This is a genomic window from Variovorax stachyos (assembly GCF_051400855.1).
In the GTDB taxonomy this organism is placed as follows: domain Bacteria; phylum Pseudomonadota; class Gammaproteobacteria; order Burkholderiales; family Burkholderiaceae_C; genus Variovorax.
The window spans coordinates 80,157-98,737 of sequence record NZ_JBLFFN010000011.1; the positions used below are offsets into that span (position 1 = coordinate 80,157).

Consider the following 18,581-nt stretch of genomic DNA (forward strand, 5'->3'; position numbering starts at 1 on the left):
CAGTCTATCGCTACGGATTTCGTAGCGCAAGCAGCCCCACGACAATCGCCACGCCATGCCTTCCGCTGCCACCGACGCCGCCCATCTCACCGCCCGCCGGCCCATCATGGCGCTGCTCGAGCAGCTGGGCCGCAAGGGCACGCTGCGCATCCTCTGGGAGCTGCGCGACGGCGCGCCGCAGAGCTTCCGTGTGCTGCAGGCGAATGCGGGCGAGATGTCGCCCTCGGTGCTGAACGACCGGCTCAAGGAGCTGCGTGCGTTGCATATCGTCGAACTGGCCGAGCTGGGCTATGTGCTCACCGAATCGGGCGTGGAACTCGTCAAGCGCCTGAAGCCGCTCAACCAGTGGGCGGACCGCTGGTTCGATGCGCTTTGACGATTCGCCCGGACATGAACAATCCGTCCAAGACACAGGAAATACCTCCATGCCAGACACCCTGAAGCTCCCCACGTACGACGATGTGGCCGCCGCCGCGCGGCGCATCGAAGGCCATGCCCATCGCACGCCGGTGCTGCGCTCGCGCACGGCGGACGAGGAACTGGGCGCGCAGCTCTTCTTCAAGTGCGAGAACCTGCAGCGCATGGGCGCCTTCAAGTTCCGCGGCGCCTTCAACGCGCTCGCGCAGTTCGACCAGGCGCAGCGGCGCGGCGGCGTGGTGGCCTTCTCGTCCGGCAACCATGCGCAGGCCATTGCGCTGGCGGCGCGCATCCTCGGCATGCCGGCCACCATCGTGATGCCGCACGACGCGCCGGCCGCGAAGGTGGCGGCCACCCGGGGCTACGGCGGGCAGGTGGTGATCTACGACCGCTACAAGGACGACCGCGAACAGATCGGGCGCGAGCTGGCGCAGAAGCACGGCATGACGCTGATCCCGCCCTACGACCATCCGGACGTGATGGCCGGGCAGGGCACGGCGGCGAAGGAGTTGTTCGAGGAAGTGGGCCCGCTCGATGCGCTGTTCGTGCCGCTGGGCGGCGGCGGGCTGCTCTCCGGCTCGGCACTGGCCACGCGGGCGCTGTCGCCGCAGTGCAAGCTCTACGGCGTGGAGCCCGAGGCGGGCAACGACGGGCAGCAGTCCTTTCGCAGTGGCAGCATCGTCCACATCGACACGCCCAAGACCATCGCCGACGGCGCGCAGACGCAGCACCTGGGGCAGCACACCTTCCCCGTCATCCGCCGCGATGTCGACGACGTGCTGACCGCCAGCGATGCCCAACTGGTCGAGGCCATGCGCTTCTTCGCCACGCGCATGAAGCTGGTGGTCGAGCCCACCGGCTGCCTGGGCTTCGCGGCCGCGCGCGAGATGAAGGCGCAGCTGCGTGGGCTGCGCGTGGGCGTGCTGATCAGCGGCGGCAATATCGACGTGGAGCGCCTGGGCGCGTTGCTGGCGGGCTGAGCTTCACTCCCTGGGCTGCACCCCGAAGCGGTACAGCACGTTGCGCAGCAAGCGGCCGAAGACCGGATCGCTGCCCAGCACCCAGGCCGCACCCACGGCGCCGGCGTGGAACACACGGCCGCCCTGGGGGCGCTCCCAATAGATCATCTCGGCCGAGAGGCCGTCGATGGATTCGGTGAGCTTCGAGAAGCAGTCCAGATACGCGTCGAGCCGGCCGGGCACGCGGCGGATGCCGTGGGCGATGACCTCGATGCCCTGCTGCGGCACAGGCAGCGATGCGCCGGGCGGGACCTGCTTCGTCATGCGCGCGAGCGTGGCGATGGTGAGGTCCCATTCATGGCCGATCGCGCGCGGCAGCCCGCCGCCCGGCGCATGGCCGAAGGTCTGGCCCTCGGCGAGGCCCAGCGGGTGCGGCTCGTTGAACAGGGCATGCCGCGGCTGCGTCACGTGGTAGACGCCGAAGTCCTCGCTGTCGGCGAAGGCCCAGCCCGCGGTCTCCAGGCCGACGATGTCGGCAGCCGCCCGGCCCGAGGCCTTGAGGCGGCCGCCGAGCGCCCAATCCTGGCTGTGGTACTGCTCGCCGAAGGGGCCGGCGGGCGGGCCGACCGGCGGCACGGTCTCGTCATGGCCGGGGCCGTCGACCTTGCGCTGCTCCATGACCGTCATGTCCTCGTCGTAGCTCACGCGCAGGTACATGGTGTTGCCCGACAGCACGATCGCGCTGCCGCCGCGGCGCAGGTAGTCGTCCAGGCCATCAACCGCGGGGGTCGACCAGTACTCGCTGTGGCCGTTGACGATGACGGTTCGATAGCGCGAGAGCAGCGATGGGTCGCGGTGCAGGTCGATGTCGCCGATCACATCGAAGTCGTAGCCCTCGCGCTCCAGCCACACGTGGAGGCGGCGTTCGAGCCGCGCCCACTGGCTGAAGCCGCTGCCTTCGGGGTCGTACAGCGCATTGGGGTTCGCGTTGGGCCACGGCATGCGCAGGCCGACCTGGTAGCAGGGCTGGCCGGCGCGGTGGTAGGTGTAGCTGCAATAGGCGGGGGCCTGCGGGTGGCAGCTCTCCAGGCCCGCCGAGCGGCGCGGCCACACCGGATCGTCCACCACGTTCTTCGCAAACGGCGTGCTCGCATAAGCGAGCCAGCTGCTGACGGCGCACAGCACGAGGACCGGCGCGGGCGCCGCATGCGCGGGCTTGCGGACGATGAACGTGATGTCGTAGTCGGCGTCGCGGCCGTCGAGCTCGAAGCGCAGGCGGCCGACGTAGAGGCCGGGCCTTGCGTCCTCCAGCACGCGGAACTCGTGCGTGGCCTCCCAGCGGCAGTCGTAGAGGTCGTCGCTCGCCAGCCGCAGGCCATGGCCGCGCGTCGGATCGCTGAAGGGGTCGTAGGTCGATGCGGCGTCTTCGCAGGCGCCGACCTTGGCCGGCTCGAAGGCCGGGCCGACGATCATCCAGGTGCCGTGGTTGACGATGCGGCCGGTGCGCTGATGGCCGCTCGCATCGGCGACCTGCGCGCCGCGTTCCTCGCGCAGCGGCCAGCAGGCCAGCACCGAGCGGCCGGTGGGGACGACCAGGCCGCGTTCCGCGAAGCGCTGCGCGATCTCCTGCGCTCCGAGCGCGCGGTCGTAGAGCACGGGCATCGCCAGGTCGGCGTCGAGGAAGAGGTCGGCCAGGCCGTCGATGGCGCCGGCGCCCAGGCGCAGCGGCGCGGGGCCGGGCCGCACCTCCTGCGCGGCCTCCCATTGCCCGGCCTGCACGCCATCGATCCACAACGCGGCGACCCGGCCGTTCCACGTGGCGACCACATGCTGCCAACGCCGCGCAGCCAGGCGGCCCCGCGCCTGCAGCGCATCGGCGTGGGAGGCGCTGCCATTGCCGAGATGGAAGCCCAGCGCCCCACCCTCCTCGATGAAGAGGCCCCAGCCGCAATGCGCCGGGAAGTCGTACTGGCCGATGAGGCCCTGCCGCGCGTCGATGCGCCACGGCTTGACCCAGCATTCCACGGTCAGGCCGCGCAGGGGCAGTGCGGCGGGCAAGCCCTTGTCGACATGCACATAGGAGCCCGGATGGATGGGCTGCACCCGCGCGCTGGAGGGCGCGAAGCGATGCAGCACCACGTCGTCGCTGCGCCCTTCCACGTCGCTGCCCAGCCTGCAGACGGAAAGCCGATAGGCCCGGTCGCTGCTGACGTGGAAGCGCAGCAGCTCCCCGGCCGCCACGCTCTTGTGGTCGGCATAGCCGTGGACGCCGGGAAGATGAAGAGGCTTGTGCGGGGGAATGCTGCTCATTCGGAGGTGAAGCCCGAGGCCTTGACCACGGGGCCCCAGCGCTTGAGGTCGTCTTCGATGAGCCGGCGGAGCTCTTCCCCGCTGCTCGGGTGCGGGTCGCTGCTGAGCTTGAGCAGGCGCTCCTGCACCTCCTTGTTGGCCAGCGCCTTGCCCAGTGCCGCGTGGAGCTGGTCGACGACGGGCTTGGGCGTTCCGGCCGGCACGAACAGGCCGGTCCATTCGAGGTTGTCGAAATGCGGCTGGCCCAGCTCCTTCAGCGTGGGCACGTCGGGCAGCAGAGCGGCGCGCTTCGCGCCGTTGACCGCCAGCACCCTGAGCTTGCCGCTCTGCTGGTGGGCCACGAGGTCGGCGATGGGCGTGATGCCGGCCGCGATCTGGCCGCCCAGCAGGTCCTGCACCAGCGGCGCGGCGCCGCGGTACGGCGCCGCCACCAGGTTGACCTTGGCTTCGGCACCGAGCCGGTAGCCCATAAACTGCGCGACGCTGCCCGGCGCGGGCACGCCGTAGCTGGCCTTCTGCGGATCGGTGCGCGCGATGTCCAGCCATTGCTTCACGTCCTTGGCCGGCAGCGCGGCGGGCACGGCGATGCCTTCGTAGAAGCTGGCGACGCGGCCCACGGCCTTGAAGTCCGTCACCGGGTCGTAACGCACCGACTTCGAGGTCAGCGGCAGCATGACCATCATGTGCATGTTGGCCAGCAGCACGGTGAGGCCGTCGGGCGCGGCGTTGCGCACGTAGTCGGCCGCGATCTGGCCGCCGGCGCCGGTGCGGTTGTCGACCACCACGGTGGTGCCGAGCTCGGCCGCGAGCTTGTCGGACAGGGTGCGGGCCTGCACATCGGCCGAGCCGCCGGCCGGGTAGCCGACGATCAGCTTGACGGGGCCCTTGTCGGTGGCGATCTGCGCGGGCGCGGCAGCGGCGAAGGCGAGGCTGGCGCAGGCCAGCGCGGTCTGCAGAAGACGGTGGATCATGGTGAGCCTTTGAAGGATGAGAAAGGGTCAGGCCGCGAGGCCCTTGCGCGCGATCTCGTCGGCGAGGTCCGTCAGCGATGTCTCGAGCAGCTCGGCCAGCGTGTCGATCTCGGCCTCGCTGATGGTGAGCGGCGGCGTGATCATCTGGAAGTCGCCGTAGGCGCCGAGGTTGGCGCGCCGGTTGTAGAGCGCAATGCCGCGCTTCAGCCCATGTTCGGTGAGCCGCGCCGGCGCGTTGAAGGACGTGGGCAGCTGCCGCTTGGTGGACTTGTCGGCCACGATCTCGATCGCCGTCAGCAGGCCCTTGCCGCGCACGTCGCCGACGATGGGCGAACGCGCGGCAATCTCGCGCAGCCGCGCCATCAGCAGCTCGCCCCGCTCGTGCGCGCGCGTGACCAGGTCCTGGCGGATCACCTCGTCGACCACCGCATGCGCGACCGCGCACGAGAGCGGATTGGTGAAGTAGGTGTGGCCATGCACGAAGCCGCCGCTGCCGGCCACCGCGTCGACGATGCGGTCCGGCGCCAGCAGGCAGCCCAGCGGGGTGTAGCCGGCGGCCAGGCCCTTGGCGAGCGTGACCAGGTCGGGCCGCGCGGCGGGCCAGTGGTGCGCGGCGAGGAAGGCGCCGGTGCGGCCGGCGCCGCTCATGATCTCGTCGTAGATGACGAGCACGCCATGGCGGTCGCAGATCTGCCGCACGCGCTCGAAGTACCCGGCCGACGAGACGACCGCGCCGGTCGAGAGGCCGCCGATGGGCTCGAGGATGAAGGCGAGCACGGTCTCGGGGCCTTCGCGCAGGATGGTCTGCTCGAGTTCGTCGGCGCAGGCCATCTCGTGGGAGGCCGCCGAGTGGCCCTCCGGCACGCGATAGGACAGCGGCGCCGGCACCTTGGGCATCGAACGGATCATCGGTCCGTAGAGCTTCAGCGTGTTGGCATCGCCGGTGACCGCGAGCGCGCCGAGCGTGGAGCCGTGGTAGCTGGGGTCGCGCGAGATCACCTTGCTGCGGCAGCCCTGGCCCGTGACCACCGCGTACTGCCGCGCCAGCTTGATGGCCGACTCGTTGGCCTCCGAGCCGCCCGAGACGAAGAAGGCGCGGTCGAAGCCCTCGCCCGCCAGCGCGCAGACGCGATCGGCCAGCGCGATGTTGTGCTCGCTCTCGAAGAAGCGCGGGTAGGCGAAGCTGACCTTGGCGGCCTGCTCGGTCATCGCGGCGAGCACGCGCGGGTTGCCGTGGCCGATGTTTGCCACCACCGCGCCGGCGGTCGCGTCCAGGTAGCGCCGGCCGTCGGCGTCCCACAGGAAGATGCCTTCGCCGCGTGCGATGCGCGGCGGGCGCGGCGCGCCCTTGGGCGCATAGAAGCCGAGGACGGTGCCGCCCTTGGGCGTGTCGCCGACGGTGCGAACGATGGGGTTGTTCATGCCGCGCACGATACGAACAGAGCGCACCGGCGGGTAGACGTATCGAGCGATGAAGTGCTATACGTCATGCGCATGAAGTACGCCCACGACCGCCTGGACCTGCTCGCCACCTTCATCCGCATCGGCGAGAGCGGATCGCTCAGCAAGGCAGCGCGGCTGCTCGACACCACGCAGCCCACCGTGAGCCGGCGCCTGCTGGAGCTCGAGCGGCTGCTGGGCTGCAAGCTGGCGCTGCGCACGACGGCGAGCTTCTCGCTGACCGACGAAGGCCGCTCGCTGCTGGCCGAGGCGCACGACCTGACCGATCGATGGTCGGGCCTGTCGCACCGGCTGTCGGGCGGCCAGAGTCGGCCCGAGGGCACCTTGCGCGTGATCGGTCCCTCGGGCTACGGCACCGGCTTCCTGACCGACGCGGTGACGGACCTGCGGGCCGCGCACCCCGGCTTGCGCATCGAGCTGACGCTGACCGATCGCGTGGTCGACCTCGCGGCCTCGGGCGCGGAGTGCTGGGTCTGCGTGGGCGAGGTGCGCGACCCGGGCCTGGTCAGCCGCCACCTGGGCGCGATGGAGCGCGTGCTGATCGCCACGCCGGCGCTGCTCAAGCGCACCGGCCCGGTCACGCTGGCGCGGCTGCCCTCGCTGCCCTGCGTGGGCCTGGTGCCCTATGTGGAGGGCAGCGTGCGGCTGCTCGACCGGTCGGGGCGCTCGCGCATGGTGCGGCTGGACACGCCGATCAAGACCGACAGCCTGCTGTCGAGCTACCGCGCGATCCTCAACGGCGCCGGCATCGGCGCCGCAGCGCCGTGGATGTGCCACGCGGACATCCAGGCCGGCCGGCTCAAGCGGGTGCTGCCGCGGTGGTGGCTGGAGCCGATCGGCATCCACGTGGCGCTGCCGCCGGGGCTGTACCGACCGGCGCGGGTGACGGCATTCATCGAGGCATTGAAGCAGCGCATGCATGCGCTGCCCGGATTCAGGCCCGCGCAGCGATGAAAGAGCGCCGGCTCAGCGCGCCCTGGACGGCGCGGGGCGCTGCGGCTTTTTCTTCTTCTCGTCCTCGCCGCCGAACAGTTTTTCCACCTGCTGGCCGATGCGCGCGCCGATGGCGGTACCCACGCCCGGCAGCACCGCCGTGCCCACCGCGGCGCCGGCCAGCGCCCCGCCGGTCATCGACAGCTGAGGGTTGTCGAGCGTGCCGGCCAGCTTGAGCGGCACGCCGACGACGCCGTCGACCAGGTCGATCGCCATTTCGCCGTTCAGGCGGCGATTGAGCACGCTCGCGCTGCCGCTGGCGCTGAGCACGCCGGAGCGCGCCTGCAGGCCGATGTAGCGCAGCAGGACGCCGTCCTCGGTGTTCTGCGTCTCGAGGGTGCCGGTGAGCTCGTCGAGCACCGTCTGGCCGCCGCGCGCGGCGTCCGGCGCGCCGACCACCTTCGACAGGTCGAAGCCCTTGACGGTCGCCGGCCGCATGACGAAGCGGGTGCGGGTGTTCAGGTGGCGGATCAGCTCGCCGACACCGTCGCCTTCGCTGCGCACTTCGGTGCGGCCGTCGAAGCGGCCGTCGACCGCCTGGCGGCGCCCGAAGGCGCTCACGAGTTCGCCGACGTCCACGCCCCGGGGCTCCAGCTGGGCGCTGAGGCGCAGGGGGCCCTTGTCCGGCGCCTGCAGCTCGGCCTGGCCGTTCCAGGTGCCGCCCCCCGCATCGATGTCGACGCGCCAGCGGTCTTCCTCGCCCTGGCGCGCGAGACGCAGCCGCGTGGTCGGCGAGACGCCGGGGCGCCGCACTTCCGCCTCCCGCGGGCGCCAGCCGGGGTCGAAGCGCACCTCGGCGTCGTACGCAAGGGCGATGTCGCGGCGGTTGATCCACGTGATGTCGCGCAGCTGCAGGCGCTCGATCGGGGTCTCGGCCATGGACCAGGCGCCGGCCATCAAGCCGGAGAGCTCGCCCTTCTTCCAGCGGCCGCGAAAGGCGCGCACCGAAGCCCGCGGCAGTACGGCGCCTTCGACTTCGACGGCCTCGATCGCGATGGTGCGGCGCCACAGCGCATCGAGCCGCGGCCGAAGGACGACCCGGCCCACGGTGATCGGCCGCGGCTGCTCGGTCGCGAGCTCGCGCAGCACCACGACCGGCGCCGGGCGCAGCGACCAGCTCGCACTGCCCACGCGCAGGCCGATGCCGCTCGCGCGCTCGAAACCCTCGCTGACGCGGGCGGCGAGCTCTTCGTCGCTCGGCAGCAGCCGCCAGGCGAACCATGCCCCGCCGCCCAGCAGCAGGAGCAGCACGACCAGCGAGCCGATGACCCATCGCCGGGCAGGCGTCAGCTTCATGGCGCGAGCTTAGATCCATCGCCCGGCGCCCGCATCGGCCGCGGGCCCGTGGCCGTGTCAGGACCAGTCGCTATAGTTTTGGCCACACCCAACCGAACCGGAGAAAGCGAATGTCCATCTGGAAGAAAGAGATCTCGATCGAGGAACTCACCCGCAGCCACGTGAACACGGCGGTCGCGACGCTGGGCGTGGAGTTCCTGGAGATCGGCCCCGACTTCATCCGCGGCCGCGTGCCGGTGGACGAGCGCACGCGCCAGCCCTACGGCATCCTGCACGGCGGCGTGTCGGTGGTGCTAGCCGAGACCCTGGGCTCCTGCGGCGCGCACTACTCGGCGCCCGAGGGCCACCGCGCGGTGGGGCTGGACATCAATGCCAACCACATCAGGGCCACGACCTCGGGCTGGGTCACGGGCATTGCGCGCCCGGTGCACCGCGGGCGCAGCACGCAGGTCTGGCAGATCGACCTCACGAACGACGCGGGCGAGCTGACCTGCGTCTCGCGGCTGACGATGGCGGTGCTGATCCCGCAAGCCTGAGAAGGCGCGAGCGCGCCCGCCGGGGCGCCCAAGAACAACAACCGAGGAGAAAAGACCCATGAGCGATTCCTACCTTCCCCGCTGGCGCAAGGTCGCCGCCGGCAGCGCCGCCGTGGTGGCGCCCGATGAGCGCCTGCCCTGGGCGCAGACCACCGCAATGGGGGTGCAGCACGTGATCGCGATGTTCGGCGCGACCGTGCTGGCGCCCATCCTCATGGGCTTCAACCCCAACATCGCGATCCTGATGAGCGGCGTCGGCACGCTGATCTTCTTCCTGGTCACCGGCGGCCGGGTGCCGAGCTACCTGGGCTCCAGCTTCGCCTTCATCGGCGTGGTGATCGCGGCCACCGGCTATGCCGGCCAGGGGCCGAACGCCAACCTCGGCGTGGCGCTGGGCGGGATCATCGCCTGCGGCGCCATTTACGTGCTGATCGGCGTGCTGGTCGCGCTCACCAACGAGCGGCACCACAAGTCGGCGCCGATCCGCGGCGTCGAGGTGGAGGAGATCGAGCAGGACGTCGCGGTGCACTGGATCGAGCGGCTGATGCCGCCGGTGGTGACGGGCGCGGTGGTGGCGGTGATCGGGCTCAACCTCGCGAGCGTGCCGATCAAGAACATGGCGCCGACCGGCTTCGACACCTGGATGCAGGCGCTCACCTTCCTGTGTGTGGGCCTGATCGCGGTCTACACGCGCGGCATGGTGCAACGCCTGCTGATCCTCATGGGGCTGATCGCGGCCAGCCTGATCTACGCCGTGCTGACCAACGGCCTGGGCCTCGGCAAACCGATCGACCTCGGCCCGCTGGCAGCGGCGCCATGGTTCGGCCTGCCGAAGTTCGCGGCGCCGGTGTTCGAGGTGAACGCCATGCTGCTGATCGCGCCGGTGGCGGTGATCCTGGTGGCCGAGAACCTGGGCCACATCAAGGCCGTGAGCGCGATGACGGGGCGCGACCTCAATCCGTATCTGGGCCGTGCCTTCATCGGCGACGGCATCGCCACGATGGTGAGCGGGGCGGCAGGCGGCACCGGGGTCACCACCTATGCCGAGAACATCGGTGTGATGGCGGCCACCAAGATCTATTCCACGGCGATCTTCGTGGTGGCGGCGCTGATCGCGCTGCTGCTGGGCTTCAGCCCGAAGTTCGGCGCGCTGATCCAGGCGATTCCGCTGCCGGTGATGGGCGGCGTGAGCATCGTGGTCTTCGGCCTGATCGCGGTTGCGGGGGCCAAGATCTGGGTCGACAACCGCGTGGACTTCTCGCAGAACCGCAACCTGATCGTGGCGGCCATCACGCTGATCCTGGGCACCGGCGACTTCACGCTCAAGTTCGGGCAGTTCGCGTTGGGCGGCATCGGCACCGCCACCTTCGGCGCGATCCTGCTCTACGCCCTGCTCAACCGCTCGCGCGCCACCTGAGGCGGGCTCCACCGGCGCGGCAGCGCGTGCGTGTGCGTCCGGCAGATGCGAAGGGCGCGCACCATGAGCTCCTGGCACAGGCCCAGCGGGTCTTCCACCATGCGCGCGACCGGGTAGCTGCCGAGCGCGAAGCCGGCGAAACGGATCTGAGCGCTGTCGAAATAGCGGTACAGCCCACGCCCCGCGTCGAACAGGCAATGTTCGGCCGTGTCGAAGAAATCGCCGCACTGGAGCTCGGCAGCCGGAGCGGCGCCGAGGCTGTAGGTGTAGAGATCCGGCCGCACCGAGCGAATGTCGAGGATGGGTTGCATAGGATGGGGACGAGCAGCCCACGCGGGGCCGAAGCGCGTGAGTCTCTGAAAAGAACGCTTGCGTGCTTGTAGGAGTCAAGCGCGCGTTGGTGCCGGTGTTGTGTGCGTGATTCAATGTGAAACCCCGTGCAAGAAGTGTTGTGCCCGGTCAGCTTTCCGGGAAGCATCGACAGGTTGCCCGCCACTCCCCGTTAGACTCCAACGCTTTTCGCACCCACGTTTTCCATGGCAGATGCATCCGCCGCGCGCACCCGAGCGGTTTTCGAATTCAAGAGCGCGACGCTTCCGCTGATCGCCGTGATCCTCAAGACCGCGGACCTGGGCGTGCTGGCCGAGGCGCTGGACGCCCAACTCGCCGATTCCCCCGATTTCTTCGACCAGGAGCCGGTCGTCATCGATCTCTCGCAGCTGGAGCAGAGCGATGCAGCGGCTGGCCTCGACTTCCCCGCACTGCGCGCGCTGCTCGCGCGCCACCAGACCCAGCCGATCGCGGTGCGCGGCGGCAGCGATGCGCAGAACGCCGCGGCGCGCGCGGCCGGCCTGTCGGTGACCGCGATGCCGGTGCCCCCTGCACCGAGCCCGCGGCCCGCCCCGCCGCCGGCCGAGGCACCCCAGCCCCAGATCGTGCGCGAGGTGCCGGTGCCGGCCAACGGCACGCTGGTGATCGACAAGCCGCTGCGTTCGGGCCAGCAGGTGTATGCGCGCGGCGGCGACGTGGTGGTGACCGCGGTGGTCAGCTTCGGCGCCGAGGTGATCGCCGACGGCAACGTGCACGTCTACGCGCCGCTGCGCGGCAAGGCGATCGCGGGTGCGCGCGGGAACACCGAGGCCCGCATCTTCACCACCTGCATGGAAGCGCAGCTGGTCGCGATCGCGGGCATCTACCGCACCGCGGAGGTCGCACTGCCGGCGGAAGTGGCGGGCAAGGCGGCGCAGATCTCGCTGGATGGAAAGAAGATCGTGATGAGCGCTATCGAATGAAGCGACCATCCGCGCGCATGCGCACACCTGAACAAACGAAACAGAAGAGAAGGATTCGAATGGCCAAGATTGTGGTGGTGACCTCGGGCAAGGGCGGCGTCGGCAAGACGACCACGAGCGCGAGCTTTGCATCGGGCCTCGCACTGGCGGGCAAGAAGACGGCCGTGATCGACTTCGACGTCGGCCTGCGCAACCTGGACCTGATCATGGGCTGCGAGCGGCGCGTGGTCTACGACCTGATCAACGTGATCCAGGGCGAGGCCAACCTGAGCCAGGCGCTGATCAAGGACAAGCAGTGCGACAACCTGTTCGTGCTGGCCGCCTCGCAGACGCGCGACAAGGATGCGCTCAAGCAGGAGGGCGTCGAGAAGATCCTCAACGAGCTGAGCGAGCAGGGCTTCGACTACATCGTCTGCGACTCGCCTGCGGGCATCGAGACCGGCGCGCTGATGGCGATGCACTTCGCCGACGAGGCGCTGATCGTGACCAACCCCGAGGTCTCCTCGGTGCGCGATTCCGACCGCATCCTCGGCATGCTCGGCTCCAAGACCAAGCGGGCCAAGGAAGGCGGCGAGCCGATCAAGGAGCACCTGCTGATCACGCGCTACAACCCCAACCGGGTGGCGGGCGGGCAGATGCTGTCGCTGGAGGACATCCAGGACATCCTGCGCATCAAGCTGATCGGCGTGATCCCGGAGTCCGAGAGCGTGCTGCAGGCGTCCAACCAGGGCATCCCGGCAATCCACGACAAGGAGACCGAAGTGGCACAGGCCTACAGCGACGTGGTGGCGCGCTTCCTCGGCGAAGACAGGCCGATGCGCTTCGTCGAGGCCGAGAAGCCCAGCTTCTTCAAGCGCTTCTTCGGGGGGAGGTAAGCATGTCCTTTTTCTCGTTCCTGCTGGGCGAAAAGAAGAAGACGGCGAGCGTCGCGAAGGAGCGCCTGCAGATCATCCTGGCGCACGAACGCAGCAGCCTGAGCGGCAAGCGGCGGCCCGACTACCTGCCGGAGCTGCAGCGCGAGCTGATCGCGGTGATCTCGAAGTACGTGTCGATCAAGGCCGAGGACATCAAGGTCCACCTCGAGAAGCAGGACGACCTCGAGGTGCTCGAGGTCAAAATCGAGCTGCCGGACGGGGCTGCGCTGGCCGCGCGCTGAGCGCGCGCTCCTCTCACGCCTTCGAGACGAAGTCGGCCACCTGCTGCAGCACCGAGGGCTCCCGCAGGATGCGGCGGTGGCCCAGCCCCTCTGTTGCGATGAGCTGCGCGCCGGCAATGGCGTCGCGGTAGGCCACGCCGTCGGCGAAGCGGTTGACGCGGTCGTCGCGGTCATGCACCACCAGCGTGGGCTGTGCGATGCGCGGGCCGACGGCGGCGGGCTCCAGCAGCGGCATCAGGATGCCCTCGCGCGCCTCGATCCGGTGCTGCATGGCGGCGCGCGTGCGCTCGCTCAGGCCGAACACATGCGCGAAATAGCGGGTGAAGGCATGCGGTGACGCGGGCGGCGCCAACAGGACCAGGCGTTCGGCGCGCAGGCCGCGGCTGGCCGCGTAGGCCAACGCGTTCGCGCCCAGCGAGTGCGCCGCGATGGCCTTGAGCGCCGTGCCCTCCAGCGCCAGCCGGGCCGCCACGTAGTCGATCGCTCGCGCGAACTGCGGCAGGTTGCTGACCGTGCCGGGGCTGCGGCCGTGGGCCGGCATTTCCAGCAGCAGCGGGGTAAGGCCGGCGGCGATCAGGGCCTGCGCCAGCGGGAGCATCTGGCCCGCGTGGCCGCCCCAGCCATGGACGAGCAGCACGCGCGGGGCCTCGGGCGAGGCGACATCGGGCGTGTAGAGGCCGAGGCTCGCATTTTCGAAAGCCCAGGCCTCGCGTTGCCATCCGGCGCCGGGGCCGTGGCGGCGGTTGAGCCACTTGAGCGGCAGCGGGGTGCCGAAGAGGCGGTAGGCGCCGCGCACGCCGAGCGTGGGCCAGACGCGCTGCGATGCGGCCAAGGCCAGGCGCAAGGCGCGCATCCAGGGGCTGGCGCCGTAGTAGTTGGAGGTCGCAGCCGAGGGTGCGGCGGCAGTGGAGGTGGAGGACGTAGCGGTCGGCATCGTGGATTCCAGGTTCTTCAGTACCAGACCCAGTCGTCGTTGCTTTGCGGCAGGCTGCGAACGGTGTCGAGCACCGTGCGCATGCCCAGCCCCAGCAGGCAGGCACCCAGGAACAAAAGGGCGATTAACATGGTTTTCTCCTTTTATCGCACGATCGTGCGAAATGTAAGCAAACGAAGGTCATGGGTGGCGGCAGGCATGGAACTCACGCCCGGTAACTGGCAATCAAGCGCTGCCAGGTGAGCTGGGCGCGGTCTGCGGCGCGCGTGTCGCGCAGGAAGCGCGCGTCGTGCAGCAGGGACATGATCAGTCCATTGATCTCGCTGACGAGCTGCGCGGGATCGGTATCGGGCCGCAGCTCTCCGGTCTCGATGGCCTGGAGCACGGTGCGGCGCAGGGCGGCGCGCCAGCGCGTGACCTCCTCCACGAGCACATTGCGCAACTCGCCCTCGCGGTCGTCGAACTCGAAGGCGCCGGCCGTGTAGATGCAGCCGGTCTCGGTCTCGACGTCACGGGTGCGCACGATCCAGCGTGAGACGATTTCGTCCAGCCGTGCGAGTCCCTTGGGCTTCTGCATCGCGGGCACGAACACGTCGGCCAGGAAACGCCGGCCGTATTCCTCGATCACCGCCTTCTGCAGCGCCTCGCGCGAGCCCACCCTTGAGAACACCCCGCTCTTGGACAGGCCCAGCCGCGTGGCCACCGCCTGGAGGGTGATGGCGTCCAGGCCCTCCGCCGAGGCAAGATCCATCGCCGTGCCGATGATGGCGGTGCGGGTCAGCTCGCTCTTCTGGGTCTTGGCATCCATTCGGTAAATTTAGCACACATGTGCGAAATTGCGAGACGAAAGAAATGGGGCGTTTGCGGCTTCCATCCAGCCGGGGTGTGGGGGTATCGTGGCGTCTCCAACACAAACCGGAGACAAGCATGGCAACCAGCAGCAAGACGCGCAGCACGGCGGGCGCCAGGAAAGCGGGGCCCACGGCCGCGGAGGATGTCCAGGACGCCTTCATCAAGCCGCTCAAGGGCATGGCCGAGCGCTTGCAGAACCTTCCGCTGGCCGGCGCGGCCGGCACCATCGTCGAGAGCGGGCGCAAGGACCTGCAGGCGCTGATGGAGGCGAACCAGAAGTCCTACCAAGGGCTGCAGGCGGTGGTGGCACGCCAGACCGAAATGCTGAAGAACTCGATCGAGGATTGGCAAGCTGCGGTGAAGGGCATGTCGCCCGCGGAGCCGCGCGAGAACCTCGCCAAGCTCGACGCCATGGGCAAGGCGGCCTTCAAGCAGGCGCTCGACGACATCCGGGAGCTTTCGGAGCTGGCGGCCAAGTCGCAGGCCGAGGCCTTCGACATCGTGAGCCAGCGCATCCGCGACAACGTGGACGAAGTCAGCAAGCTGCTGAAGACGCCCCGCAAGTAAGCTGCCGCCGCTGCCGGGCGGCGCACGCCCGCCGGCGGATTTTGCGAAAAAGGTCCGTGACGGCGCCCGCAGGAAGCGTACATTGGTCTCTTTCGTCTGCGATCGGAGCGATTTTGGCCAAGGCATCGACTTCTCTTCCCACGCGCAACCTTTCCCCCGCGGCGGCCGACCGGGCCACGGCGAGGGAAAGGCTGCGGCAGGCCCTGCCGGCCACGGTCAACCTGTTGAAGCAGCGTCAGGCCGACCAGATCGCCGACGCGGACATCGAGGCCTACGTGGCCCTCAACTGGCTCGAGTGGCATGGGGGCGGGCTGCGCCTCACCATCACGGGGCACAACGTGTGCGCCCAGACGGTCGCAGCCACCGCCTGATCCCGGCTTAGTGCGACGCGATGATCTGGGCGATCAGCCCGGTCGCGATCGCCGCCAGCACCATGTTGCCGTCCGCGCTCACCCAGTGATAGCCGCTGGGCGGTGCCTGCAACCGATGGGCACGCCAGTCGCTGACCTCGTGGTAGTGGCCGCGGTAGGTCGGCGGCAGGTAGCCGCCGCGACGCCAGTTGCGGCGGTCGTCCCAGCGGCGATGGTCGTAGTCCCGTGCTTCCCAATGCCCGCGGCGGTCGTGGTCGCGATCGAAGCGTTGCGAATGGCGCGGGCGGTCGTCGTCACGACGGTCGCGATGCCCGTAGCCGTCGTCGTGCGCCATTGCGCTGCCGGCCATGCCGAGCGCCAGCACGGCGGCGACGATGCTGGTACGGGTCCTGATGCGCTTGTTGTTCATTGCAACTCCTTCAGTGCGTTGGAACATGGGTGCAGTATGGAAAGCCCACGTATCGCTGCGACGCGCCACCGGTGTGCCCGGCATGAAGGGTGTAAGCGCGGGTAAAGACCCTCTGAACAGTTTCAGGGCGCGTTGCCTTGCGGGCCGACCGCCGGCTGCGCCCTGCGGCCCTGCCCCCCGGGCAGCTTGCGGCCCAGCGATTCACCGAAGTTGCGAATCGGCCGGCTGGCGCGCTCGGAGGCGTTGCCGATGCCCCGGCGCGTGGCCGAGTCGGCGTGGTCGATGCTGCGGCCCGCGGCATCGGAGCCGCGCTGGATGCCGCCCAGGACCTTGCCGTTCTGCGGCGGCGCCTTGAGCGTATGCGCGCGCTGCGCGGTCGGTGGATCGTTGGCGTTCTGCGCGGATGCAGCCATCGGCAGCGCGAGCCAGGCCGCGAGCGCGGCGGCGCGGGCGCAGGAGAGGGGCTTGATGGACATGAGTCGGTCTCCCGGGGTCGGGTCTTTCATTCGTCGGCGTCGGCGTTGGAGGCGCGCGCCAGCCGCTCGCTCTTCCAGTACACGTCATCGCCGCCATCCACGCGATTGAGCACGCGCGCGAGCACGAACAGCAGGTCGCTCAAGCGATTGAGGTACTGCCGCGGCGCCTCGTTGAGCTCCACTTCGGCGCCGAGCGCGACGACCGCGCGCTCCGCACGCCGTGCGACGGTGCGGCACACATGCGCCTGCGCGGCGGCGCGGGTGCCCGCCGGCAGGATGAACTCGGCCAGCCGCGGCAGCGCCGCATTGTGTTCGGCGAGGGCGTTGTCGAGCTGCAGCAGCGCATCGGCCTTCAGCAGCGTGAAGCCGGGCATCGACAGCTCGCCGCCCAGGTTGAAGAGCTGGTGCTGCACGTCGACCAGCAGCTCGCGCAGCGCCACCGGCATCGGCTCGCACAGGAGCAGGCCGATGTGCGAGTTGAGCTCGTCCACGTCGCCCATCGCGTGCACGCGCCGGTGGTCCTTGGGGACGCGCGTGTTGTCGCCGAGGCCGGTGGTCCCGTCGTCGCCGGTGCGCGTGGCGATCTGCGTGAGTCGGTTGCCCATGTCGCTGTCTTCGTGGAAGGTGGTTCGTAGAATGGTAGCCCCCTCTGGAGACCCGCCGATGAACGCGCCCACCGCCCTCGCCCATCTCACCCCCGCCATTGCGCTGCGCGACGTGCCGGACGCATTGATCCAGGCGCTGAAGGCGCGCTTCGGCGAGCAGTGCTCGACCGCCCTGGCGGTGCGCACGCAGCACGGCCGCGACGAATCGTCCTTCGATGCGCCGCCGCCCGCGGCCGTGGTCTTCGCCGAGAGCACGCAGGACGTGGCCGACGCGGTGAAGCTCGCCGGTGGGTACAGCGTGCCGGTGATCCCCTTCGGCGTCGGCTCCTCGCTGGAAGGCCACCTGCTCGCGGTGCAGGGCGGCATCAGCATCGACGTGAGCCGCATGAACCGCGTGCTCTCGGTCAATGCCGAGGACCTCACCGTCACGGTGGAGCCCGGCGTCACGCGCAAGCAGCTCAACGAGGAGATCAAGAGCACGGGCCTGTTCTTCCCCATCGACCCCGGCGCCGATGCGTCGATCGGCGGCATGACCGCCACGCGCGCCAGCGGCACGAACGCGGTGCGCTACGGCACGATGCGCGAGAACGTGCTCGCGCTCGAGGTCGTCACCGCCAGCGGGGAGGTGATCCGCACCGGCACCCGCGCGAAGAAGTCATCGGCGGGCTACGACCTCACGCGCCTCTTCGTCGGCAGCGAGGGGACGCTGGGCGTGGTGACGGAGATCACCCTGCGCCTCTACCCGCTGCCCGAGGCGGTGTCGGCCGCCATCTGCTCCTTCCCGAGCATCGAGGCTGCGGTGCGCACCACCATCGAGATCATCCAGCTGGGCGTGCCGATCGCGCGCGTGGAACTGATCGACGTGAACACGGTGCGCATGGTGAATGCGTACTCCAAGCTGGCGCTGCGCGAAGAGCCGATGCTGCTGATGGAGTTTCACGGCTCGCCGGCCGGCGTCAAGGAGCAGGCCGAGACGGTGCAGGAGCTGGCCAGCGGCCACGGCGGCAACGCCTTCGAGTGGGCCAGCACGCCGGAGGAGCGCACACGGCTGTGGACCGCGCGGCACAACAGCTACTTCGCGGCGGTGCAGTCGCGGCCGGGTTGCCGCGTGATCTCCACCGACACCTGCGTGCCGATCTCGCGGCTGGCGGACTGCCTGCTCGAATCCGTGGCCGAGGCCGATGCGAGCGGCATCCCCTACTTCCTCGTCGGCCACGTGGGCGACGGCAATTTCCACTTCGGCTATCTGCTCGACCCGAATGCGCCCGAGGAGCGCGTGACCGCCGAGAAGCTCAACCACGCGCTGGTCTCGCGCGCGCTGGCACTCGAAGGCACCTGTACCGGCGAGCATGGCGTCGGGCTGCACAAGATGGAGTTCCTGGTGAACGAGGCGGGCGTCGGGGCCATCGACATGATGCGGACCATCAAGCGCGCGCTCGATCCCAAGAACATCATGAACCCGGGCAAGATCTTCAGCCTCTGAGGCGGCCAAGAAAAAGCCCGGCGCTCGCAGGGAGGCCGGGCTTTCTTGTGCGCCGAGCGAACTCGGCGCTCTCTCC

21 protein-coding genes are annotated in these 18,581 nt (G+C 69.7%); 11 read left to right on the forward strand and 10 right to left on the reverse strand.

Annotated features, from left to right (window positions below; genetic code table 11):
• Positions 1–55 precede the first annotated feature (55 nt).
• Both ACMGEZ_RS19725 and ACMGEZ_RS19730 read left to right on the forward strand, forming a co-directional pair.
• Positions 56–376 (forward strand): winged helix-turn-helix transcriptional regulator, encoded by a 321-nt coding sequence (locus ACMGEZ_RS19725; protein ID WP_436823967.1) that lies wholly within the window; start codon positions 56–58, stop codon positions 374–376.
• A gap of 49 nt (positions 377–425) precedes the next feature.
• Positions 426–1,397, forward strand: a complete 972-nt coding sequence (locus ACMGEZ_RS19730) for a threo-3-hydroxy-L-aspartate ammonia-lyase (RefSeq protein WP_436823968.1) — start codon at positions 426–428, stop codon at positions 1,395–1,397.
• A 3-nt stretch (positions 1,398–1,400) separates the two neighbouring features.
• Here ACMGEZ_RS19730 and ACMGEZ_RS19735 read toward each other — a convergent pair whose 3' ends face one another.
• The 3 genes from ACMGEZ_RS19735 to ACMGEZ_RS19745 are packed head-to-tail and all read right to left on the reverse strand — an operon-like array spanning position 1,401 to position 6,079.
• The gene (locus ACMGEZ_RS19735; RefSeq protein ID WP_436823969.1) at positions 1,401–3,686 is read right to left on the reverse strand and encodes a N,N-dimethylformamidase beta subunit family domain-containing protein; all 2,286 of its coding nucleotides are present in this window, start codon (positions 3,684–3,686) and stop codon (positions 1,401–1,403) included.
• A complete protein-coding gene (locus ACMGEZ_RS19740) occupies positions 3,683–4,657 on the reverse strand; it encodes a Bug family tripartite tricarboxylate transporter substrate binding protein (protein WP_436823970.1) in 975 nt (324 codons plus the stop codon). The genes ACMGEZ_RS19735 and ACMGEZ_RS19740 overlap by 4 nt, the downstream gene beginning before the upstream one ends.
• 27 nt (positions 4,658–4,684) lie before the next feature.
• A complete protein-coding gene (locus ACMGEZ_RS19745) occupies positions 4,685–6,079 on the reverse strand; it encodes an aminotransferase family protein (RefSeq protein ID WP_436823971.1) in 1,395 nt (464 codons plus the stop codon).
• 66 nt (positions 6,080–6,145) lie between these two features.
• On the opposite strand from ACMGEZ_RS19745, the gene ACMGEZ_RS19750 reads away from it, so the two are divergent.
• Positions 6,146–7,072, forward strand: a complete 927-nt coding sequence (locus ACMGEZ_RS19750) for a LysR family transcriptional regulator (protein ID WP_436823972.1) — start codon at positions 6,146–6,148, stop codon at positions 7,070–7,072.
• Positions 7,073–7,084: 12 nt separating this feature from the next.
• On the opposite strand, the gene ACMGEZ_RS19755 is transcribed toward ACMGEZ_RS19750, so the two are convergent.
• Positions 7,085–8,407 carry an AsmA family protein gene (locus ACMGEZ_RS19755; protein ID WP_436823973.1) on the reverse strand — a complete coding sequence of 441 codons (1,323 nt, stop codon included), beginning with the start codon at positions 8,405–8,407 and terminating at the stop codon, positions 7,085–7,087.
• A 110-nt stretch (positions 8,408–8,517) separates the two neighbouring features.
• Between ACMGEZ_RS19755 and ACMGEZ_RS19760 the strand changes: the two genes are divergently transcribed.
• Positions 8,518–8,943 carry a hotdog fold thioesterase gene (locus ACMGEZ_RS19760; protein ID WP_436823974.1) on the forward strand — a complete coding sequence of 142 codons (426 nt, stop codon included), beginning with the start codon at positions 8,518–8,520 and terminating at the stop codon, positions 8,941–8,943.
• 58 nt (positions 8,944–9,001) lie between these two features.
• Entirely contained in the window at positions 9,002–10,360 is a 1,359-nt protein-coding gene (locus tag ACMGEZ_RS19765) for a solute carrier family 23 protein (protein WP_436823975.1), read from the forward strand.
• Here the strand turns inward: ACMGEZ_RS19765 and ACMGEZ_RS19770 are convergent.
• Entirely contained in the window at positions 10,327–10,671 is a 345-nt protein-coding gene (locus ACMGEZ_RS19770; protein WP_436823976.1) for a hypothetical protein, read from the reverse strand. The two genes, ACMGEZ_RS19765 and ACMGEZ_RS19770, sit on opposite strands and share 34 nt — an antisense overlap.
• A 225-nt stretch (positions 10,672–10,896) precedes the next feature.
• Here ACMGEZ_RS19770 and minC point away from each other — a divergent pair, with 225 nt between their 5' ends.
• From minC to minE, 3 genes are read left to right on the forward strand one after another with little or no spacing between them, the layout of a single operon-like run.
• A complete protein-coding gene (gene minC, locus ACMGEZ_RS19775) occupies positions 10,897–11,652 on the forward strand; it encodes a septum site-determining protein MinC (RefSeq protein ID WP_436823977.1) in 756 nt (251 codons plus the stop codon).
• 59 nt (positions 11,653–11,711) lie between these two features.
• Complete coding sequence (gene minD / locus ACMGEZ_RS19780) at positions 11,712–12,527, forward strand: septum site-determining protein MinD (protein ID WP_162572238.1); 816 nt, start codon at positions 11,712–11,714, stop codon at positions 12,525–12,527.
• 2 nt (positions 12,528–12,529) lie between these two features.
• A complete protein-coding gene (gene minE / locus ACMGEZ_RS19785) occupies positions 12,530–12,808 on the forward strand; it encodes a cell division topological specificity factor MinE (protein ID WP_068676594.1) in 279 nt (92 codons plus the stop codon).
• A 13-nt stretch (positions 12,809–12,821) separates the two neighbouring features.
• Here the strand turns inward: minE and ACMGEZ_RS19790 are convergent, their stop codons facing one another.
• Together ACMGEZ_RS19790 and ACMGEZ_RS19795 are read right to left on the reverse strand one after the other, a co-directional pair.
• Positions 12,822–13,742: an alpha/beta fold hydrolase gene (locus ACMGEZ_RS19790; RefSeq protein WP_436823978.1), complete on the reverse strand. Its 921-nt coding sequence runs from the start codon at positions 13,740–13,742 to the stop codon at positions 12,822–12,824.
• Positions 13,743–13,947: 205 nt separating this feature from the next.
• Positions 13,948–14,550, reverse strand: a complete 603-nt coding sequence (locus ACMGEZ_RS19795) for a TetR/AcrR family transcriptional regulator (protein ID WP_436823979.1) — start codon at positions 14,548–14,550, stop codon at positions 13,948–13,950.
• A gap of 119 nt (positions 14,551–14,669) precedes the next feature.
• On the opposite strand from ACMGEZ_RS19795, the gene phaP reads away from it, so the two are divergent.
• Together phaP and ACMGEZ_RS19805 are read left to right on the forward strand one after the other, a co-directional pair.
• Entirely contained in the window at positions 14,670–15,161 is a 492-nt protein-coding gene (phaP, locus tag ACMGEZ_RS19800) for a TIGR01841 family phasin (RefSeq protein WP_436823980.1), read from the forward strand.
• Positions 15,162–15,274: 113 nt separating this feature from the next.
• Positions 15,275–15,532: a hypothetical protein gene (locus ACMGEZ_RS19805; protein ID WP_436823981.1), complete on the forward strand. Its 258-nt coding sequence runs from the start codon at positions 15,275–15,277 to the stop codon at positions 15,530–15,532.
• Between the two features lie 7 nt (positions 15,533–15,539).
• On the opposite strand, the gene ACMGEZ_RS19810 is transcribed toward ACMGEZ_RS19805, so the two are convergent.
• From ACMGEZ_RS19810 to ACMGEZ_RS19820, 3 genes are all read right to left on the reverse strand, one after another.
• Positions 15,540–15,941, reverse strand: coding sequence for an RcnB family protein (locus ACMGEZ_RS19810; RefSeq protein ID WP_436823982.1), 402 nt, complete (start codon positions 15,939–15,941; stop codon positions 15,540–15,542).
• Positions 15,942–16,063: 122 nt separating this feature from the next.
• Positions 16,064–16,417, reverse strand: a complete 354-nt coding sequence (locus ACMGEZ_RS19815) for a hypothetical protein (RefSeq protein WP_436823983.1) — start codon at positions 16,415–16,417, stop codon at positions 16,064–16,066.
• A 26-nt stretch (positions 16,418–16,443) separates the two neighbouring features.
• Complete coding sequence (locus ACMGEZ_RS19820; RefSeq protein WP_436823984.1) at positions 16,444–17,022, reverse strand: cob(I)yrinic acid a,c-diamide adenosyltransferase; 579 nt, start codon at positions 17,020–17,022, stop codon at positions 16,444–16,446.
• 58 nt (positions 17,023–17,080) lie between these two features.
• Here ACMGEZ_RS19820 and ACMGEZ_RS19825 point away from each other — a divergent pair, with 58 nt between their 5' ends.
• Complete coding sequence (locus tag ACMGEZ_RS19825) at positions 17,081–18,505, forward strand: FAD-binding oxidoreductase (protein WP_436823985.1); 1,425 nt, start codon at positions 17,081–17,083, stop codon at positions 18,503–18,505.
• Positions 18,506–18,581: the final 76 nt, after the last annotated feature.

Excerpts from the sequence above, each read along its gene's own strand:
- ACMGEZ_RS19725 (WP_436823967.1), top strand. The coding sequence starts at position 56 with ATGCCTTCCGCTGCCACCGACGCCGCCCATCTCACCGCCCGCCGGCCC.
- ACMGEZ_RS19730 (WP_436823968.1), top strand. The coding sequence starts at position 426 with ATGCCAGACACCCTGAAGCTCCCCACGTACGACGATGTGGCCGCCGCC.
- ACMGEZ_RS19735 (WP_436823969.1), bottom strand. The coding sequence starts at position 3,686 with ATGAGCAGCATTCCCCCGCACAAGCCTCTTCATCTTCCCGGCGTCCAC.
- ACMGEZ_RS19740 (WP_436823970.1), bottom strand. The coding sequence starts at position 4,657 with ATGATCCACCGTCTTCTGCAGACCGCGCTGGCCTGCGCCAGCCTCGCC.
- ACMGEZ_RS19745 (WP_436823971.1), bottom strand. The coding sequence starts at position 6,079 with ATGAACAACCCCATCGTTCGCACCGTCGGCGACACGCCCAAGGGCGGC.
- ACMGEZ_RS19750 (WP_436823972.1), top strand. The coding sequence starts at position 6,146 with ATGCGCATGAAGTACGCCCACGACCGCCTGGACCTGCTCGCCACCTTC.
- ACMGEZ_RS19755 (WP_436823973.1), bottom strand. The coding sequence starts at position 8,407 with ATGAAGCTGACGCCTGCCCGGCGATGGGTCATCGGCTCGCTGGTCGTG.
- ACMGEZ_RS19760 (WP_436823974.1), top strand. The coding sequence starts at position 8,518 with ATGTCCATCTGGAAGAAAGAGATCTCGATCGAGGAACTCACCCGCAGC.
- ACMGEZ_RS19765 (WP_436823975.1), top strand. The coding sequence starts at position 9,002 with ATGAGCGATTCCTACCTTCCCCGCTGGCGCAAGGTCGCCGCCGGCAGC.
- ACMGEZ_RS19770 (WP_436823976.1), bottom strand. The coding sequence starts at position 10,671 with ATGCAACCCATCCTCGACATTCGCTCGGTGCGGCCGGATCTCTACACC.
- minC (WP_436823977.1), top strand. The coding sequence starts at position 10,897 with ATGGCAGATGCATCCGCCGCGCGCACCCGAGCGGTTTTCGAATTCAAG.
- minD (WP_162572238.1), top strand. The coding sequence starts at position 11,712 with ATGGCCAAGATTGTGGTGGTGACCTCGGGCAAGGGCGGCGTCGGCAAG.
- minE (WP_068676594.1), top strand. The coding sequence starts at position 12,530 with ATGTCCTTTTTCTCGTTCCTGCTGGGCGAAAAGAAGAAGACGGCGAGC.
- ACMGEZ_RS19790 (WP_436823978.1), bottom strand. The coding sequence starts at position 13,742 with ATGCCGACCGCTACGTCCTCCACCTCCACTGCCGCCGCACCCTCGGCT.
- ACMGEZ_RS19795 (WP_436823979.1), bottom strand. The coding sequence starts at position 14,550 with ATGGATGCCAAGACCCAGAAGAGCGAGCTGACCCGCACCGCCATCATC.
- phaP (WP_436823980.1), top strand. The coding sequence starts at position 14,670 with ATGGCAACCAGCAGCAAGACGCGCAGCACGGCGGGCGCCAGGAAAGCG.
- ACMGEZ_RS19810 (WP_436823982.1), bottom strand. The coding sequence starts at position 15,941 with ATGAACAACAAGCGCATCAGGACCCGTACCAGCATCGTCGCCGCCGTG.
- ACMGEZ_RS19815 (WP_436823983.1), bottom strand. The coding sequence starts at position 16,417 with ATGTCCATCAAGCCCCTCTCCTGCGCCCGCGCCGCCGCGCTCGCGGCC.
- ACMGEZ_RS19820 (WP_436823984.1), bottom strand. The coding sequence starts at position 17,022 with ATGGGCAACCGACTCACGCAGATCGCCACGCGCACCGGCGACGACGGG.
- ACMGEZ_RS19825 (WP_436823985.1), top strand. The coding sequence starts at position 17,081 with ATGAACGCGCCCACCGCCCTCGCCCATCTCACCCCCGCCATTGCGCTG.